Annotated in this window: 13 protein-coding genes; 4 read left to right on the top strand and 9 right to left on the bottom strand. The window is 75.8% G+C overall.

From position 1 onward, the window contains the following. Positions 1 to 43 precede the first annotated feature (43 nt). Genes H1D33_RS23540 through H1D33_RS23525 form a run of 3 tightly spaced genes read left to right on the top strand, consistent with a single transcriptional unit; the run spans position 44 to position 2,419 of the window. Positions 44 to 658: a 5-oxoprolinase subunit B family protein gene (locus H1D33_RS23540; protein ID WP_181571092.1), complete on the top strand. Its 615-nt coding sequence runs from the start codon at positions 44 to 46 to the stop codon at positions 656 to 658. Beyond that, positions 655 to 1,686, top strand: a complete 1,032-nt coding sequence (locus H1D33_RS23530) for a 5-oxoprolinase subunit C family protein (protein WP_246411910.1) — start codon at positions 655 to 657, stop codon at positions 1,684 to 1,686. Before H1D33_RS23540 ends, H1D33_RS23530 begins: the two co-directional genes overlap by 4 nt. Further along, positions 1,670 to 2,419, top strand: a complete 750-nt coding sequence (locus tag H1D33_RS23525; protein WP_181571093.1) for a LamB/YcsF family protein — start codon at positions 1,670 to 1,672, stop codon at positions 2,417 to 2,419. The genes H1D33_RS23530 and H1D33_RS23525 overlap by 17 nt, the downstream gene beginning before the upstream one ends. 54 nt (positions 2,420 to 2,473) lie before the next feature. Here the strand turns inward: H1D33_RS23525 and H1D33_RS23520 are convergent, their stop codons facing one another. From H1D33_RS23520 to pdhA, 6 genes are all read right to left on the bottom strand, one after another. Then, positions 2,474 to 4,306 (bottom strand): NHL domain-containing thioredoxin family protein, encoded by a 1,833-nt coding sequence (locus H1D33_RS23520; protein ID WP_181571094.1) that lies wholly within the window; start codon positions 4,304 to 4,306, stop codon positions 2,474 to 2,476. A 117-nt stretch (positions 4,307 to 4,423) separates the two neighbouring features. Beyond that, positions 4,424 to 7,180 carry an LppU/SCO3897 family protein gene (locus H1D33_RS23515; protein ID WP_246411912.1) on the bottom strand — a complete coding sequence of 919 codons (2,757 nt, stop codon included), beginning with the start codon at positions 7,178 to 7,180 and terminating at the stop codon, positions 4,424 to 4,426. Between the two features lie 604 nt (positions 7,181 to 7,784). Next, positions 7,785 to 7,922, bottom strand: a complete 138-nt coding sequence (locus H1D33_RS23510) for a hypothetical protein (RefSeq protein ID WP_013283356.1) — start codon at positions 7,920 to 7,922, stop codon at positions 7,785 to 7,787. Positions 7,923 to 8,142: 220 nt separating this feature from the next. Next, entirely contained in the window at positions 8,143 to 9,597 is a 1,455-nt protein-coding gene (locus tag H1D33_RS23505) for a dihydrolipoamide acetyltransferase family protein (RefSeq protein ID WP_181572615.1), read from the bottom strand. Between the two features lie 5 nt (positions 9,598 to 9,602). Beyond that, positions 9,603 to 10,592, bottom strand: coding sequence for an alpha-ketoacid dehydrogenase subunit beta (locus H1D33_RS23500; protein WP_181571095.1), 990 nt, complete (start codon positions 10,590 to 10,592; stop codon positions 9,603 to 9,605). Continuing rightward, a complete protein-coding gene (gene pdhA, locus H1D33_RS23495; RefSeq protein WP_181571096.1) occupies positions 10,592 to 11,770 on the bottom strand; it encodes a pyruvate dehydrogenase (acetyl-transferring) E1 component subunit alpha in 1,179 nt (392 codons plus the stop codon). The genes H1D33_RS23500 and pdhA overlap by 1 nt, the downstream gene beginning before the upstream one ends. Positions 11,771 to 12,255: 485 nt before the next feature. On the opposite strand from pdhA, the gene H1D33_RS23490 reads away from it, so the two are divergent. Continuing rightward, positions 12,256 to 13,023 carry a hypothetical protein gene (locus tag H1D33_RS23490; protein ID WP_181571097.1) on the top strand — a complete coding sequence of 256 codons (768 nt, stop codon included), beginning with the start codon at positions 12,256 to 12,258 and terminating at the stop codon, positions 13,021 to 13,023. Positions 13,024 to 13,095: 72 nt separating this feature from the next. Here H1D33_RS23490 and H1D33_RS23485 read toward each other — a convergent pair whose 3' ends face one another. The 3 genes from H1D33_RS23485 to H1D33_RS23475 are packed head-to-tail and all read right to left on the bottom strand — an operon-like array spanning position 13,096 to position 17,895. Continuing rightward, a complete protein-coding gene (locus H1D33_RS23485; RefSeq protein ID WP_181571098.1) occupies positions 13,096 to 14,322 on the bottom strand; it encodes a hypothetical protein in 1,227 nt (408 codons plus the stop codon). Between the two features lie 52 nt (positions 14,323 to 14,374). Further along, positions 14,375 to 16,054: a GTPase gene (locus tag H1D33_RS23480; RefSeq protein ID WP_181571099.1), complete on the bottom strand. Its 1,680-nt coding sequence runs from the start codon at positions 16,052 to 16,054 to the stop codon at positions 14,375 to 14,377. Continuing rightward, positions 16,051 to 17,895 (bottom strand): P-loop NTPase family protein, encoded by a 1,845-nt coding sequence (locus H1D33_RS23475; protein ID WP_181571100.1) that lies wholly within the window; start codon positions 17,893 to 17,895, stop codon positions 16,051 to 16,053. The genes H1D33_RS23480 and H1D33_RS23475 overlap by 4 nt, the downstream gene beginning before the upstream one ends. Positions 17,896 to 17,962: the final 67 nt, after the last annotated feature.

The raw sequence follows: 17,962 nt of genomic DNA, 5'->3' as shown, positions 1-17,962 counted from the left end.
AAGTAGTGTGGACCGTCACGCCGGACGGCGCGAGGATGACCGGATGCGGATCCGGCCCGTCGGCGCGCACGCCCTGCTGCTCGACTGCGACGACGCCGAGCAGGTCGAGGCGTGGCGCGCCGAGCTGTGGCGCCGCCGGGCGGCCGGCGACCTGGCCGCCGTCGACATCGTCCCGGCCGCGCTCACCGTGCTGCTCGACGGCGTGCCCGACCCGGAGACGACCGCCGCCCGGATCGCCGGCTGGCACCCCCGGGCCACCGCCGCCGGCGCCGACGCCGCCGAGGTCCGGGTGCCCACCGTGTACGACGGTGCGGACCTGCCCGCCGTCGCCGAGCACTGGGGCGTGGACGTGCCGACCGTGGTCGACCGGCTGCGGCGTACCCGGTTCCGGGTCGCGTTCTGCGGCTTCGCACCCGGGTTCGCGTACCTCGCCGGGCTGCCGCCGGAGCTGGCCGTGCCGAGGCTCGCCACCCCGCGTACCCGGGTGCCGGCCGGCTCGGTCGCGCTCGCCGGCCCGTACGCGGGCATCTACCCCGCCGCGTCGCCCGGCGGCTGGCTGCTGGTGGGGCGGACCGAGATGGTCCTCTTCGACGTGCACGCCGACCCGCCGGCCCGGCTCACCCCCGGCACCCCGGTCCGGCTGGTGCCGGCGTCGTGATCGAGGTGCTGCGCGCGGGCGCGCTCACCACCGTCCAGGACCAGGGCCGGCCCGGCTGGGCCCACCTCGGCGTCCCGCGCTCCGGCGCGCTCGACCCGGCCGCGCTGCGCCTGGCCAACCGGCTCGTCGGCAACCCGGAGCAGGCCGCCGGCCTGGAGATCACGCTGACCGGCTGCGTGCTGCGGGTCACCCGGGCGGTCACCGTCGCGCTCACCGGCGCCCCCGTCGACGTGTACGTCGAGCACCCAACTCGCCCCGGGTCGACCACCGGTCGGCCCGAACGAGACCCGGTCGGCCCGGCGTCGGCCCGCCTCGGTCCGGCGTCGGCCCGCCTCGGTCCGGCGTCGGCCCGCCTCGGTCCGGCGTCGGCCCGCCCCGGCCCGAGGGCGGTGGCCGGCGATGCCGAGCCGCCTGCCGGGCGTATTCGGCGGCCCGGGGACGTGGGGCGACCGCTGTCGCTGCCGGCCGGGGCGGTGCTGCGGATCGGGCCGGCCCGCGTCGGCGTGCGGACCTGGCTGGCCGTCAGCGGCGGGATCGCGGTCGAGCCGGTGCTCGGCAGCCGGTCCACCGACACGCTCTCCGGCCTCGGCCCGCCGCCGCTGCGCGACACCGACCGGCTGCCGCTCGGCGCCCCGACCGGACCGCCCGCCCCGGTCGACCTCACCGTCGGCCCGCCGGTGCCGGCCGAGGTGCGGTTGACCGTGCGACCCGGCCCCCGGCGGGACTGGTTCACCCCCGAAGCGGTCGACCTGCTGTGCCGCGCCGCGTACACGGTCACCCCGGCCAGCAACCGGGTCGGCGCGCGGCTCGCCGGCGCCGCCCTGCCCCGCGCGGTGGCCGGCGAACTGCCGAGCGAGGGCCTGGTGCTGGGCGCGGTGCAGGTGCCGCCGGACGGCCAACCGCTGGTGTTCCTGGCCGACCACCCCACCACCGGCGGCTACCCGGTCCTCGGGGTGGTGGACGACGTTACCCCGCTCGCCCAGGCCCGGCCAGGGACTACGGTCAGATTCCATGGACCTCAACGCTGACCTCGGCGAGGGATTCGGGAGCTGGCGGCTCGGCGACGACGAGGCGCTGCTCGGGCTGATCAGCTCCGCCAACGTGGCCTGTGGCTTCCACGCCGGTGACGCGGCGACCATGCACCGGGTCTGCGCCGCCGCCGCCGAGCGGGGCGTCGCGGTCGGCGCGCAGGTCGGCTACCGGGATCTCGCCGGCTTCGGCCGCCGGCACATCGCCTACGACTTCGCCGAGCTGCGCGACGAGACGATCTACCAGCTCGGTGCGCTCGACGCGTTCTGCCGGCTCTACCGCACCCGGGTGCGCTACCTGAAGCCGCACGGCGCGCTCTACCACGCGGCCGCGTGCGACGAGGCGCAGGCCGCCGCGCTGGTGGCGGCGATCAGCGGGTACGACCACGAGCTGCCGGTGCTCTGCCAGCCCGGCACGGTGCTCGCCCAGCTCGCGGCCGGCGCCGGCCTGCAGGTGGTGGCCGAGGGCTTCGCCGACCGCAACTACCTGCCCAACGGCACGCTGGTGCCCCGTGGCGCCCCGGACGCGCTGGTCACCGACCCCGACCAGGTCGCCGTCCGGGCGGTTCGGATGGCCGTCTCGCGGACCGTTGTCGCCGTGGACGGCAGCGTGGTGCCCTGCCCGGTCGAGTCGATCTGCCTGCACGGGGACACGCCGGGCGCGGTGCGGTGCGCGGAGCTGGTGCGGGCCGCGTTGGTCGACGCGGGGGTCACGCTCACTCCGTTCGCGTGAAAGGAGGGGCCCCCGCTTAACGCATTCTGCATAACCGGGGGCCCCTTTTAACACTCACTCGTCCAGGCCGCGCAGCACCAGGGGCAGGCGGGTGGCGCCGGTGGGGACCACCCGGACCGGTACGCCCCAGTCCTGGCGGGTCAGGTGGCAGGCGGCGTGCTCCACGTCGGCGTCGCAGGTCGCCGCCTGGGCGGTCACCTGCAACACGCCCTGCGCCACGTCCCCGCTGACCACCAGCCGGCGGGACAGGTCGGTGGTCGTCCCCGCCCCCTCCACCAGCAGCTCCGGCGGGGACGCGGAGACCACCAGCCGGGTCGACGGCCCGTACGTGTCGTCCAGCTTCTGCCCCGGCGCCGGCGTGAAGATCACGTCCAACGTCAGCTCGCCGGCCGTCACGTCGGTCGGCTTGCGCTCCAGCCGGTGCCGCGGCCCGGCCACCGTGTTCGCCCCGGCGGCGGTCAGCGCACCCGGCGCCAGCCGGGTCAGCCGGTGCGCGGCCGACTCCACCACCAGCACGTCGCCCTCGGCGGTGACCACCAGGTCGCTCGGCTCGGCCAGGCCGTCCGCCACGGTGCCGACCTGGCCGGTCTCCGGGTCGAAGCGGCGCACCGCGCCGTTGTACGTGTCCGCGATCAGCACCGACCCGTCGGGCAGCGCGCACACGCCCAGCGGATGCTGGAGCAGCGCCTGGTCGGCCGGCCCGTCGACGTGGCCGAAGTCGAACAGCCCCTGACCGACGGCGGTGTGCATCTCGCCGTCGGCGACCCAGCGGATCGCGCTGGTCTCGCTGTCGGCCACCCAGAGGCGGGAGCCGTCGGCCGAGACCGACAGCCCGGAGGGCTGGGCCATCCAGGCGTCCGCCAGCGGACCGTCCCGCAGCGCCTCGACCGTGGTGCCGGCGTACATGCCGGCGGTCCGCTTGATCGGGTCGAACCACCAGAGCTGGTGGATGCCGGCCATCGCCACGACCACCCGGTCGTCGTACCAGGCCACGTCCCAGGGGGAGGAGAGGTCGACGGCGCGGGCGTCGTGCGCGTGGTCGTCGACCGTCGAGCGCCACTGCCGGCCGGTGCCGGCCACCGTGACCACCTCGCCGACGGACAGTCGTACGCCGCGCAGCAGGTGGTTGACCGTGTCCGCGACGACCACGTCGTAGCCGGCCACCTCGGCGACGTGCGGGGGCAGCAGGCAGAGCCCCTGCGGCTCGGCGAAGGTGGCGGCGGTCGCCGGGCCGTCGGTCCGGCCCCGCCCGCCCGCACCGATCCGGCGGAGCACCGTCTCCCCGTCCGCGGCCACCTCGACCAGGGAGTGCCGGGCCGAGTCGGAGACCAGCAGGTTGCCGCCGTCCAGCGCGACCGCCTTGCCCGGGAAGCGCAGCGCCGTCTCCGGCTCGGCCGGCGGCACGTACGGGCCTTCGCCCCGGTGCAGGGTGCCCTTCGCCTCGTGCGTGGCGATCAGGTCGTCGATCAGCCGGGCCAGCCCCTCGGCGTGTCCCTCGCCGGCCATGGTGGCCACCACGTACCCCTCGGGGTCGACCACCGAGAGCGTCGGCCAGGCCTTCGCCGCGTACTGCTGCCACATGTCCATCTCGGGGTCGTCGAGCACCGGGTGGTGCACGCCGTACCGCTCGACGGCCGCGGCCAGCGCGTCCGGGTCCTTCTCGTGCTCGAACTTCGGCGAGTGCACGCCGACCACCACCAGCACGTCGCCGTACTTCTCCTCCAGCGGGCGCAGCTCGTCGAGCACGTGCAGGCAGTTGATGCAGCAGAAGGTCCAGAAGTCCAGCAGAAGGATCTTGCCCCGCAGGTCGGCCAGCGTGAGGGCCTTCCCGCCGGTGTTCAGCCAGGCTCGGCCGCGCAGCTCGGGGGCGCGCACTCGGGGAGTCATGCCTCCATCGTGCCGCACCCTCCCGTCCCACGGCCCGGGGACCGCCGGGTGAAGAGCCGCACACGACATCACGAAGCGCCCGCCCCCCGGGCTGGGGACGGGCGCTTCGCGGAGGCGTTACTGGCCGGCCGGCTTCAGGCAGAGCACCCGGTTGGTGCCGCCGCCCTGGAGGACGACCGTGGGCTGGGCCAGGTCGGCGCACTTGTCCTTGTTGTCCACCTTCGACACGATGGTGAACGCGCCCGGCTGGCCGCAGTCCGTGGCCACGGCGGTCGAGCCGGACTGCTTGATGCACGAGCCGACCGCCGGGTCGAAGCCCGCCGGCTTGTCGTCGCCGTTGATCTTGCCGAGCAGCGCGAGCAGGCCGAGCGGCACGGCGAGGATGAGCACGGCCGCGACCAGCACGGCGGCCAGCACCCGACCGTTGCGTACCTTCGGCGCGGGCGCCTCCGTCTGCGGCTCCGCATCCGGCTTGAACGCGTCGAAGCGCCCCTGGTCCGACTCGCCGGACGGCCCGTCCGACCAGGCCGGCGGTGCCTGCTGCGGCGACGGCGGGAAGGCGGGCGGGAAGCCGCCCGGCTCACCCCCGGGACCCTGACCGGGTACGGCGACCGAGGCGCGCCCGCCGGCCGACGGACCGTACGAGTCCCGCTGGCCGCCGGGACCACCGAACGGGTCGGGGCGACCGGCGGACCCGTGGAACGCGTCCTGCTGACCGCCGGGGCCCCCGTACGGGTTCTGCGGACCGCCCGGCGAGCCGAACGGGTCACGCGGTCCGCCGGCCTGCTCGCCGTCGTGCGGGTGCACGCCGTTGGCGGGACGGTTGTTGCCGGGCGGGTCGACGAAGGACGGCACGCCGACCGGGAACGGCGACGGGCCGGCCGGCGACGACGGCTCGGCGTAGCCACGCGGTTCGTCGTCGTCCGGACGGGACTGCGGGCCGCCGAAGCCGGCCGGGCCGTCCTGGCCGGGGTAACCGTGCTCGTCCGACCGGGACTGGCCGCCGAAGCCGGCCGGACCGTCCTGGCCGGGGTAGCCGTGCTCGTCCGACCGGGACTGCGGGCCACCGAAGGCGGGCGGGCCGTCCGGGCCCGGGTAGCCGTGTGCGTCGTCCGACCGGGACGGCGATCCACCGAAGGCGGACGGGCCGTCCTGGTTCGGGTAGCCGGTGGCGTCGTCCGGGCCGTCGGTCTCCTCGGGCTCCGGTCGGGCCGGCCGGCCGTACACCCGGGGCTGTGGCGTCGAGGCGCCGGTCGAGTGCACGGGCTGGTCGGAGGGCGGAGCGACCCGGCTGGCCACCGGCACCGAGGCGCTGGCCGAGACCGCGCCGGCCGGGCCCGCCTCGGGCGAGGTGCGCGGGCCGGGAACGACCGGGCCGGCCGGTGACTGCGGCTCCTCATGGCCGGGCCGCGAGGAGCCCCAGCCGGCGTCGCCGCGCTCCGGTTCGTACGCCTGGGGTTCACGCTCGGCCGGCCCGAACTGCGCGGCGGCCGGGTGGTCGGCGGGCGGCGAGGCGGCCAGGGCGGCGCCCGGCACGCGCTGGCCCTGCGCGGGCAGCGGCACCGCGTTGCCGGGGGCGATGCCCGGCGCGGGCGCCGGCTGGTAGGCCGGGGCGTCGTCGGCCGGCTGCCAGCCGCGCGACGGCGCCGGGTCGGCCTCGTCGGCCCGGCCCCACGCCTCGGCGGGCGACCAGGGCTCGGCGTCCGGCACCGACGGGCGCTCGGGGAGCCGCTCGTCCTGGTTGCCGCCCCAGCCGGTCGACGCGTCGGGGGTCGGCACGGACGCGCTGGCCCGGGCCGGCGCCTCGGCGGCACCCCAGCCGGGCTGCGCCGGCTCGTCCGCCGGCCGCTCGGGCTCGCGCTGCGGCGGTACGGCCGCGGCGCCGTTCCAGCCGGTCGTCCGGGGCTGCTCCGGCTCGCCCCAGGCGTTCGCCTGCGGCGGCTCGGCCGGAGCGCCGGCGCGTCCGCCCGCAGCCCAACCGCCGGAACGGTCGGGGTCGTCGTCCCGGTTGGACTCGTCCCAGCCGCCGGGCCGGTTCTCGGCCTGCGGCGCGGGCCAACCGCCGGAGCGCGCCGGGTCGTCGTGCTGCTGCCCGCCGGCCGGACCCCAGCCGCCGGAGCGCTGCGGGTCGTCCTCGGAGCGACCGTCCTGGTCGGACTGCTCCGGAGTGGACCAGGCCTGGTCCGGGCGGACGGCGCCCGGCACGGAGACCTTGGCGGCTGCCCGGGCGGGCGGGTCGGCGGGCGGCCAGGTGGCACTGCCCTGCTGGCCGGGCGGGGCCCAGGCCGGCTGCGGGTCACGCGCGGTCCAGCCGCCGGAGCGGTTGGGGTCGTCGTCCCGGTTGGACTCGTCCCAGCCGCCGGGCCGGTTCTCGGCCTGCGGCGTGGGCCAGCCGCCGGAGCGGTGGGGGTCGTCCGACGGCGCGCCGGCGCCGGCGGCCCAGCCACCGGAGTGGGTCGCATCGTCGCCCTGCGGCGTGGACCCGCCGGAGCGGTGGGCGTCGTCCGGGCCGACGGGGGTGACCCAGCTCTCGTTCGGCACGGTGGCCGGCGCGGGGACGTAGCCGGTGCCGCGCGCGCCGGAGTCGCCGGGCTGTGCCCAGGCGGGCTGCTCGCCGGACTGGCCGCCCGCGCCCCAGGCGGGGCGGTTCTGCTCGGCGGCGGCCCAGGCCGGCGGTGCCGGCTCGGCGGGGTTGTTCGGCGGCGCGGCGGCCCACGTCGGCGGCGTCGGTCCGGGGCGGTCCGGGCCGGCCTGCTCGGCGGCGGCCCAGGCGGGCGCGCCCTGGCCGGGCCCGCCCCAGGCTGGCGTGCCCTGCTCGGGCCCGCCCCAGGCGGGCTGCGGGCCGCGACCGCCCGGCTCGCCGGGCGGGGGCACCTGGGCGCTGGCCCGGCCGGAGACCTGCTGACCCGGGGGCGGGCCCCAGGCGGGGGCTGGTCGTCCGCCGCGGCCCAGGCCGGGGCCGACGGGGCGGGCCGACCGGCCGGCGGGGGCGGGGCCCAGCCGAGGTCGGGCGTGCCCTGGTACCCGTTGTCCTGCTGCGCCGGCTGATCGCCGTACGGCACCGGTCCGCCGGTGCCCGGCGACACCTCGCCCGGCTCCTGGCCGGGGCGGTGCGGAGCCTCGGACGTCATGGGTGCGCCTCCTCCATCACAGGTCGGCCGCCGGTGCCGGTCGGGTACCGACGGCACGGCTGCCGGCGTCGCCGGCGGGTACCGGCCGTGCGGGCTCCCCGCACGGTATCCGGTGGTCGCCGGAGCGTGCTCGGGGGAGCCTCTGCCGTCACCGAAAGTCACCGGACGACGTCGATGAGTTTCGCTGTCCCGCGTCGGTCCGGAGGCGGCCGGTTGGCGGCCGTGCCAACCGTACCGGGCGGTGCGGCGAGGTGGAATCCCGGTGCCGAACGACGCGGAACGCCGAAGACCCGCCCGGCGTGCCGGGCGGGTCTTCGAACTGGAGGAGGTGAGGAAGGTCGGTGGCGTCAGCTCATGTGACGCTGGGCGATGGCGAGAAGCTCCTCGCGGACCGCGGGCGAGTTGGCGGAACGCAGCGCGTGCTCGATGGCACGGGCCCGGCGGTTGGCGTCGCGGCGGGTGCGGATTCGCTCGATCATGCTCATCTTGGGTCTCTCCTCCTGGCTATTCGGTTGTCAGCCCCTTGATGTCTCTATTTAAGCGCACTAGGCCGCCGATTGCCATCGATTACAAGGTGAGCTGAGCCACCCGCCTAAGGATCGTAGGTCCACAACCCCATCGAGCCGACGATTTCGCTACCCAACGGCAACGGCCGGTGTGCCGGGCGTTCACCCGTGGCACACCGGCCGTCGCCGGAACGGTCGATCAGGTCCAGGCGAGCAGTGCCGCCTCCGGGTCGGCCAGGAAGTCCCCGATGTCGCGCAGGAACTTCGAGCCCAGCTCACCGTCGACGATCCGGTGATCGAAGGAGAGGCCGAGCGTGGTCACCAGGCGCGGCTTCACCTTCCCCTTGTGCACCCACGGCTGCTCGCGTACCGCGCCGAAGGCCAGGATCGCCGACTCGCCCGGGGGCAGGATCGGCGTGCCGGTGTCGACGCCGAAGACGCCGACGTTGGTGATGGTCAGCGTGCCGCCGGACATGTCCGCCGGGGAGGTCTTCCCCGCCTTCGCGGTCTGCACCAGGCCGGTCATCGCGTCTGCCAGCTCATGCAGCGAGAGCCGGCCGGCGTCCTTGATGTTCGGCACGATCAGACCGCGCTCGGTGGCCGCCGCGATGCCCAGGTTGACGTATTCCTTGACCACGATCTCGTCGCCGGCCCAGGTCGAGTTGACCATCGGGTGACGCTTGACCGCCAGCAGCACCGCCTTGGCCACCAGCAGCAGCGGCGAGACCCGGACGTCGCGCCACTCACGCCGGTCGCGCAGCCGCTCCAGCGCCTTCATCGCCCGGGTCACGTCGACGGTCAGGAACTCCGTCACGTGCGGGGCGGTGAACGCCGAGCGGGACATGTTCTCCGCGGTCAGCTTGCGTACCCCCTTGACCGGGATGCGCTGCTCGCGGTCCCTGCCGAAGCTCGCGGCCGACGCGGCCGGGGCCGCGACCGCCAGCGGCTCGGCCGCCGCCGGGGCCGCGCTCGCCGCCCGCTGTACGTCCTCGCGGGTGATCGAGCCCAGCGGACCGGAACCGGTCAGCGCGGCCAGGTCGACCCCGAGATCCTTGGCGAGCTTGCGGACCGGCGGCTTGGCCAGCACCGGACCGGAGACCCGACCGTTGCCGTTCACGGCCGGCGCGGGTGCCGGCACGGGCGCGGCCGGCGGCGGGGCGACCGGAGCCGGGGTCGTGGCCTGCGCCGGCACGTCGCCCTTGCGCGGCCGGCGCTTGGCCGGCGCGTTGCGCGGGCCGTAGCCGACCAGCACGGCGGTACGCCCACCCGGGGCGGCGCCACCGATCAGGCCCGGCTCGACCATGCCCTCGGCCGGCGCGACCTCCACCGCGGCCAGCGACGCGGCCGATGGGGTCGGCAGCGCCTCGGCCGGCGCGCCGGTCGTGGACTGCTCCAGCGGCCCGGCGTTCGGGTCGGTGTCGATCGCGATGATCGGCACGCCGACCTCGACCGTGGAACCCTCCGGGTGGAAGATCGCCTGCACCCGCCCGGCCCACTTCGCCGGGATCTCCACCGCCGCCTTCGCGGTCTCCACCTCGACGATCGGCTGGTTCAGCTCGATGTCGTCGCCCACCTTGACCAGCCAGGCGAGGATCTCGCCCTCGGTCAGGCCCTCGCCCAGGTCGGGCAGGTTGAACTCCTTGACCCGTGACATGGCGCTCACCAGCCGAAGGTGCGGTCGACGGCGTCGAGCACCCGGTCGAGGTCGGGCAGGTACTCCTCCTCCACCCGGGCGGCCGGGTAGGGGATGTCGAAACCGGTCACCCGCAGCACCGGGGACTCCAGAGAGTAGAAGCACTCCTCGGTGATCCGGGCCGCGACCTCCGAGCCGAGGCCGAGGTTGCCCGGGGCCTCGTGCACGACCACGCACCGGCCGGTGCGCTTCACCGACTCGTACGCGGCGGTCAGGTCCAGCGGCGACAGCGTGCGCAGGTCGATGACCTCCAGCTCACGGCCGTCCTCGGCGGCGGCGGTGGCCGCGTCCAGCGCGGTGCGCACCATCGGGCCGTACGCCAGCACGGTGGCGTCCGTGCCGGGCCGGGCGACCCGCGCGGAGTGCAGCGGGTACGCGTCGGCGAGCGGGGCGTCCAGGTCGACCGGACCCTTCTCCCAGTAGCGCCGCTTCGGCTCCAGGAACACGATCGGGTCGTCCGACGCGATCGCCTGCTGGATCATCACGTACGCGTCCTGCGGGTTCGCGCAGGTGACGACCTTCAGGCCGGCGGTGTGCGCGAAGTAGGCCTCGGGGGACTCGGAGTGGTGCTCGACCGCGCCGATGCCACCGCCGTAGGGGATCCGGATCACCATCGGGATCCGCACCTTGCCCTGCGAGCGGTAGTGCATCTTCGCCACCTGCGACACGATCTGGTCGTACGCCGGGTAGACGAAGCCGTCGAACTGGATCTCGCAGACCGGCCGGAAGCCACGGATGGCCAGGCCGACCGCGGTGCCGATGATGCCGGACTCGGCCAGCGGGGTGTCGATCACCCGCTGGTCGCCGAAGTCCTTCTGCAGGCCGTCGGTGATGCGGAACACGCCGCCGAGCTTGCCGACGTCCTCGCCCATGATGACGACCTTGGGGTCGTTCTCCAGGGCCCGCCGCAGGCCGGTGTTGAGTGCCTTGCCGAGGGTGAGCGTCTCCGTGGCCATCAGTGCGCGCTCCCCTCGAACGACTCCATGTACTGCGAGAACCGCGCCCGCTGCTCGTCCAGCTCCGCCGAACCGTGCGGGTAGACGTGGTCGAACATGCTGACCGGCTGCGGGTCGGGCATGTTGAGCACCCGCTCGCGCAGGTGCACCGACTCGGTGCGGGCCTGCTCGTCGACCTCGGCGAAGAACGACTCGTCGACGATCTGCTGCTTGAGCAGGAACGCCTTCATCCGGGCGATCGGGTCCTTGGCCTGCCAGGCCTCGACCTCGCTGGCGATCCGGTAACGCGTCGGGTCGTCGGAGGTGGTGTGCGCGCCCATCCGGTAGGTGTACGCCTCGATCAGCGACGGGCCCTGGCCGTTGCGCGCGGTGTCCAGCGCGTGCCGGGTCACCGCGTACGAGGCGAGCACGTCGTTGCCGTCCACCCGGACACCGGGGAAGCCGAAGCCGCCGGCCCGCCGGTAGAGCGGGACGCGGGTCTGGCGCTCCAGCGGCTCGGAGATGGCGTACTGGTTGTTCTGGCAGAAGAAGACCAGCGGCGCGTTGAACACGCTGGCCCAGACGAACGCCTCGTTGACGTCGCCCTGGCTGGTGGCGCCGTCACCGAAGTAGGCGATCACCGCCTCGCCGTCCTCGCCGCCGGTCTTGCCGTCCATCGCGACGCCCATGGCGTACCCGGTCGCGTGCAGGGTCTGCGCCCCGATCACGATCGTGTACATGTTGAACTTGAACTCGTTCGGGTCCCATCCGCCCTGGTCGACGCCGCGGAACAGGCCGAGCGGCATGATCGGGTCGATGCCGCGGCAGTAGAGGACGCCGTGCTCCCGGTAGGTCGGGAAGGCCATGTCCTGCGCACGCAGCGCCCGGCCGGAGCCCACCTGCGCGGCCTCCTGGCCCAGCAGGCTGGCCCACAGGCCCAGCTCGCCCTGCCGCTGCAGGGCGGTCGCCTCGGCGTCGAGCTTGCGGACCAGGACGAGGTCCCGGTAGAGGCCGCGGTACTCGTCGTCGGTGAAGTCGACGCGGTACTCGGTCCCGTCCGGACCGAGCGCGGTCTCGATCCGCTCACCCTCGGGGGTGAGCAGTTGTACGAGTTCCGGTTCGCCGGTCGCGGCGGCGCGCCTGGTACGGGGTGCGGCCCGCTTGCTGCGGGTGGCGGCCCCGGGGTCGCCCTTTGCCATCCGTCTCTCCCTGTCTGTCTGCGCCGCGCCGGGGGTGACCCGAGCCGCGCACCTCGTGCGCCCGCCCGGCTGCTGCCGGGTCGGTCCCTGGCGACCGCGCCTAGCCCCGGTGAGGGTTGCCGCGCGGCGTGAGCCGGGGTCCGTCGGGGGACCCAGGCCCGGGAGCGCCGGCGCCGTTCCGCACCAGCCGCGGGGTGCGCGGAGGTGGCGGCTGCGTTGCCGTCGTGCCTGAATGATTGCAGAGGAGGTGAGCGGGCCCACAGTATGGCCTCCCCCGCCGGCGAGGTTCCATCGGGTTCATGACGCATAGACGCTTTTGTCGGATACGCCACCTCGGGCCGTCGGACAAAGTGTGTGTCGACACGCGGTTGCGGCTGGTGAACTGAGCGTCACTGAGCCAAGCTGACGGGGAGCCATCGCGCGGCATTTGTCCCAATATCTGCGCGTGCTCGCCCGTCCCGTCGACGCGTACGAGGAGTGTGCCGGTGTACGAGCCAGAGGGTCCTCCCGGTGCTCCCTTCCTCGGCCGGCACCGGGCGACGTCCACCACCCGCTACCGCCGGGTGGTCGGCGCGCACCGGTCTCCCGGGGCCGGCGGCCCCAGCCGCGGCTACCTGCTGACCGTGGCGCTGCTCGCCGGCACCGCGTCGATGCCGATCCTCGCCGCGATCAGCACCGGCACGGCGTCCGTGGGAAACAGCGCCCTGCCCGACGCGGGCACCCGGTTCATCCCGACCCCCTCGGTCGGGCCGGTGGTCATCCCGCTGCCCCAGACCACCCAGGGCCCCGCGCTCCCGGTGCCCACGCCGGCGGTCGGCGTCACCACCATCGCACCCCCGCGACCGGTGCTCCCGGCGGCCCCGTCCCTGCCCGACGACAGCGACCTGGGGTCCGGCCACCGGTCCCGACCGTCCGTCGCACCCCCGCCGCCGCCCGTGTCCGGCCGACCCACACCGGTCCGACCGCCGCGACCCTCCCCGGTGCCGTCCCCGTCCCCGTCGGACCCGGTCACCCCGAGCCCGACGCCGGAGCCGTCCGCCACCACCGCCACGCCCGAGCCCACCGGCACCACGTCCGAGCCGACACCGAGCGACGGACCGGAACCGACCACCACGCCGCCCGACGGGTCGCCGACGCCCAGCCCCACCACCGCACCCACGGCCACGGCCACGGCCACCGCGACCGCTACCGCGGAGCCGAGCCGGTCTCCGCAACCGAGCCGGTCCGCGACGCCGAGCGCCACACCCGCGTGACCCGCCCGGGCGCACGCACGGTGCTCCGGGGCTGCGCCGGCCGCCAGCTCTCGCCGCCGGCCGGCGCGCGCGTCAGGCGGGGTCGTCGGTGAGCCGGTGCCGGTTCGCCTCGATCCAGGCGTTCAGCGCCTCCGGATCGTCCGGGTCCACCCCGTCCGCCATGAGCTGCGCCACCGCCGCGGTGGCCGGGCTGCGCCGCTCACCGGTGCTGTAGAGCCGGGCGAACTCCGGGATCATCTCGGTGATCGCCTCGTCCGTCCGGGCAGCCGCGGACTGCGACAGCCCTCGCTGCCGGGCCGCATACGCCGCCCAGGCGCGCAGCACCCGGGGCAGCATCGCGGCGTCGTCCATGTCGAGCACGGCACGGCGGTGCACCCAGTCGAGCAGGAACAGCTCGGCGACCATCGGGCTCCACCGCATCGGGTCCGCGTCCGGGAAGCTCGCCGCGTGGTCCAGCAGCAGACCCAGGCAGAAGTGCAGGGAGGCCAACTCGCCGTCGGCCACCTCGGGCAGGCCGAAGCGGTTCGCCTCGGGCGCGTCGAGGAAGGCGCGCACCAACCGGGTCCGCTCCTCGTCCGTCGGCGGCGGCGTGACGGTCGGACCGGCCGGCCGGGCCGGCGCGGGCAGGGCGGCCAGCCGGGCGCCCACCAGGGCCCGGTCGGTGGCGAGCGAACCCTGGGCGGGCAGCTCGCCGAGGTCGTCGGTGACCGCCAGGTGCCGACTCACCTCCGCGTGCATCCGCGCCGGGTCCTCGGTGCGGAACCAGGTCAGCTCGTCCTCGGTGCAGATCTCCCGGGCCTGCTCGACGATCCGCTCCGCCGGGCCGCCGACGAACACGTCCTTGGTGATGCCGATGTTGTGGTCGACGAGGGCCACCAGGGCGTGCTCCGGGCCGCCCTGCTCCTCGTCGTCGTAGGCGAACGTGGCGAGGTAGGAGGTCTGGTCGCCGTACACGTCGCCGTAGGCCCAGGTGCCGGTGAGGCGCACCCGGCCGAGCTGGCCGGCCCAGGCCGGGGCGAGCGCGCCGGGCCGGACCCGGGCGGCGCCCTCGGCGTCCGGCACCAGGGTGGCGAAGACGGCGCGGATCGTGGTCGCGGCGGCGCTGCGCCGGCGAGACGTGGCGGCCAGGAAGCCGGCCACGAACTCGCGGACGGCCTGCTCCCGGTCGTGCTCGGCGACGGCGTAGACGCTGCCCAACAGCGCGGCGCCGAGCATCTCCGCGTCCAGCGCGGAGTCGAGCCTCGTCACGTTGCGCGCGGCGTGCAGCACCGCGTCGTAAGGGGTCTGTGGCGTGGCCATGCATCGACCCTACGCCGCGCGGTCGGCCACCACACCGGCCAGCGCGCCGGGTTCAGCGCCGCTCGGCCTCCCGCAGCGCCTCCCGCGCCGTGCCGTAGCGCGCCAGCACCGCCCAGACCGGGTCCAGCACGTGCTTCTCGCCGACGCTGCCCACCGAGGTGAGCAGGCGCTGCTCGGCGCGCCGCCGGGCCCGCCGGGCCGCCCACCCGACCACCGGCCGGGTCAGCACCGCGACCAGCAACCCGGCCAGCAGGCCGCCCAGCAGCAGCACGGTCGGCCAGGGCACCTCGCCGAGCCTCGGGTGCTCCAGCGGCGGCAGGCCGAGGAAGCGCAGCGCGTAGCCCAGGAGCAGCCAGAGCAGCCCGCCCAGCGCGGCGAGCGTGACCAGCCACTGGATCCCGCCGACCACCCGCCACCAGGCGGGCCGTCGGTCCATGCCCAGGTCGGTGGCGGCCACCGCGTGGTCCAGCGCGCCCGGCAGGTCGGTCAGCCGGGACCGGGCCGCGGCGGTCACCGCAGCCGGCCAGGGCGCCGGCAGGTCGGTGCTGGAGCGGTCGGCCACCGCCCGGATGGCCAGGTGCAGCGACGAACGCTGCGCGGCCGTCGGATCGGGTACGGAGGTGGCCGAGATCAGGCTCTCCGCCGGCGCCTCCGGGTCACGCCCGGGCAGGTGCAGCCGGCGCAGCGGATCCGGGCGCAGCTTCCGCCAACTCCGCACCAGCGGCCAGCCGGTGCTGCTCACCGCCCGGTGCCGGTAGGCCCCCTCGACCGCCTGCGCCACGGTCGGCACGCCGGCCGCCCCGGCGAGCGCCCGGGTCAGCTCCTGCGCCGAGGCGTCGCCCGGCCGGGTGCGCGGCGGCTCCGGGCCGACCAGCGGTTCCAGATCGGCCACCACGGCGTCCACGTCCCCGGAGAGCCGGCGCAGGGCGGCCTGCCGTTCCGCGACCGTCCGTTCCAGCTCGGCCCGCAGCCCGGCCAGCCCGGCCGGGTCGGTGGCCACGGTGGGCAGCAGCGGCACCCCGCCCAGCCCGTCGGCGTCGAGCAGCCGGCGCAGGTCGTCGAGGACCGTGGGCAGCTCGGTCGGGTGCAGCCGGTCGGCCTGGTTGAGCACCACCACGGTCACGTCCTTGTGCCGGTGGAACTCACGCAGGTAACTCGTGTGGATCACCCGGTCGGCGTACTTCTGCGGGTCGACCACCCAGACCACGAGGTCGACCAGGCCGAGCAGCCGGTCGACCTCCAGCCGGTGGTGCTGCTGCACCGAGTCGAAGTCGGGCAGGTCCAGCAGGACCAGACCGTGCAGGGTGGACTCGTCGTCGCCGTCCAGCGGGCTCTCCCGGACGAACCGGTGCCGGGGCAGCACGCCCACCCAGTCGAGCAGCCGGACCGCGCCGTCGAGCGGACCCCACACGCAGGCATGGGCCACGCCGGTGGTCGGCCGGCGCACGCCGACCGGGGAGAGGTCCATCCGGGCCAGCGCGTTGAACAGGCTGGACTTGCCGCTGCCGGTGGCGCCGGCCAGGGCGACCACGGTGTGCCGGCCGGAGAGCGCGAGCCGGTCACCGGCCCGCTCGACCACCGTGTGCCCGGCGACCAACTGGGCGTCCGGCACCTGGCCGTCCACCGCGCGGAGAAAACGCTGGACCGCCTCCAGGCGCGCGATCAGGACGTCCGGGTCGACCCGCTGGTCGGCCCGGAGCGCCTCGCGCACCCGTCCCACGATATTGGTCATGGGCGGTCGCCGTCCTGTTCGGTGGTGGGCAGCAGCGGGGCGTCGCCGGCGGCGGACAGGCCGCTGCGGTGCCGGGCCCGTTCGACGGTCACCGCGGCCCGTCGCAACGCCTCGCCGGCGTCGGTGGCCGGTCGCGCGGCCTCGGTGCGGGCCAGGAACCGGGCCGCCTCCTCGGCCATCAACGCGCCGACCCGGTCGAGCAGGTCGACCCGCGCCTTGCGGGACAGGTTCCGCACCGCCTGGTCGCCGAAGATGGCCTGGAGCACGGTCTGGCCGGCGACCGCCGTTCCGGTGCCCGCGGCCACCTCCAGCCCGGTCGGGATGAACGCGGTGGAGGCGAAGACGCCGATCATGACGGCCAGACCGGTGGCGTTGACCGCGTACGCGGCCGTGCGGGCCACGAACCGCCGGTCGCCGCCCTCGACCCGGACCAGCTCCAGCACCCCGCGCTGCCAGTCGCGGACCAGTTGCTCGGCGCGCGCCGGCAGGTCGGCCGAGGCGTGCGCCAGCTCCGGTTCGAGCAGCGCCGCGCCGGCCGGATGCGCCTTCCACCCGGTGTACGCGTTCTCCGCCGCCTCGGCGGCCACCCCGCGCAGCAGCGTGACCAGTTGCGACTCGATCGCCGTGCGCAGCTCCGCGGACGGGGCCGGTCGCCCGGTGACCGCCGCGACCATCCGGTCGCGCAGCCGCCCGATCCGTGCCTCCAGGCTGCGGAAGAACTCGCCGGTGCCGATGAACTCCTGCCAGCGGGCCAGCACCTCGCCCCGGAGCAGCCGGCCGTCCTTCAGCCCCTGGTCCACGGTGCGCTCCGCGCCCCGGTAGGCGGCCCGGACCCGTTCGTCGAGCGCCTCGGCGGCGGCCACCTGCTCGTCGGCGGCGTCGGCCAGCCCTTCGACCACCGGGTGCAGGGCGGCCAGCGCGCCGTCGAGCGTCTGCCGGACCACCGCCGAGCGGGCCTCCGCGTCACCGGCGAGCCGGGCGAACCACCCGCTCAGCGGGGCGGTCATCCGGTCGGGCAGCAGCCCCTGCCCGTCCACCCAGGTCTCCGGCAGCACGAACAGCGGCGCGCTGCCCAGCTCCTGGCTGGCCAGCATCTGCGACAGGTGGGCGGCGATCTCGTCGGCCGCCTCGGGCGGGACCCGGTCGAGCACCATGGCCACGGCGGTGCCCCGGGCCCGGGCGCTGCGCAGCAGCTCCCAGGGGACGGCGTCGGCGTAGCGCGCGGCGGTGGTGACGAACAGCCACAGGTCGGCGGCGGCGAGGAGCTGCCCGGCGAGCGCCCGGTTGGCGTCGACCACCGAGTCGATGTCGGGGGCGTCGAGGAAGGCCAGGCCCGGCGGCAACGCCGGGGCGGTGACCAGTTGCAGGGTGCCGGCCTGCTCGCTCGGGTCGGTGGTGCGGGTCAGGCCGGGCAGCAGCTCGCCCTGGCGGAACCAGGCCGCGTCGGCCGGGTTGCAGACCAGCACCGGGGAGCGGGTGGTCGGGCGGAGCACGCCGGCCGCGCTGACCCGGGCCTGGACCAGGCTGTTCACCAGCGTCGACTTGCCGGCGCCGGTGGAGCCGCCGACCACCACGAGCAGCGGGGCGTCGAGGCGGGCCAGCCGCGGCAGCAGGTAGTCGTCGAGCTGGTCGGTGAGGCTGCGGGCGGCGTGCCGGGCCGATTCGGCCGACGGCAGGGTCAGCGGGAAGCGAGCCGCGTCGATCGCGGACCGCAGGCCGGCGAGCGCGGCGGGCAGGCCCGAGGCGTCTCCGCCGGGCGGGTTCTCGCCGTCGGCGGTTCCGGTGCGGGCGGCGACGGCGGGCGCGCCGGCACGGGTGGCGGGATCGCCATGCGTCGTCACCGCTAAAGCGTGCCCGACCGACGCAAGGTAAGACAACCGGACGGTAATAACGGTCAGGTTGCGCCGA

Source organism: Micromonospora ferruginea, assembly GCF_013694245.2.
In the GTDB taxonomy this organism is placed as follows: Bacteria; Actinomycetota; Actinomycetes; order Mycobacteriales; family Micromonosporaceae; genus Micromonospora; species Micromonospora robiginosa.
This window is presented reverse-complemented; position numbering and strand designations above follow the sequence as displayed.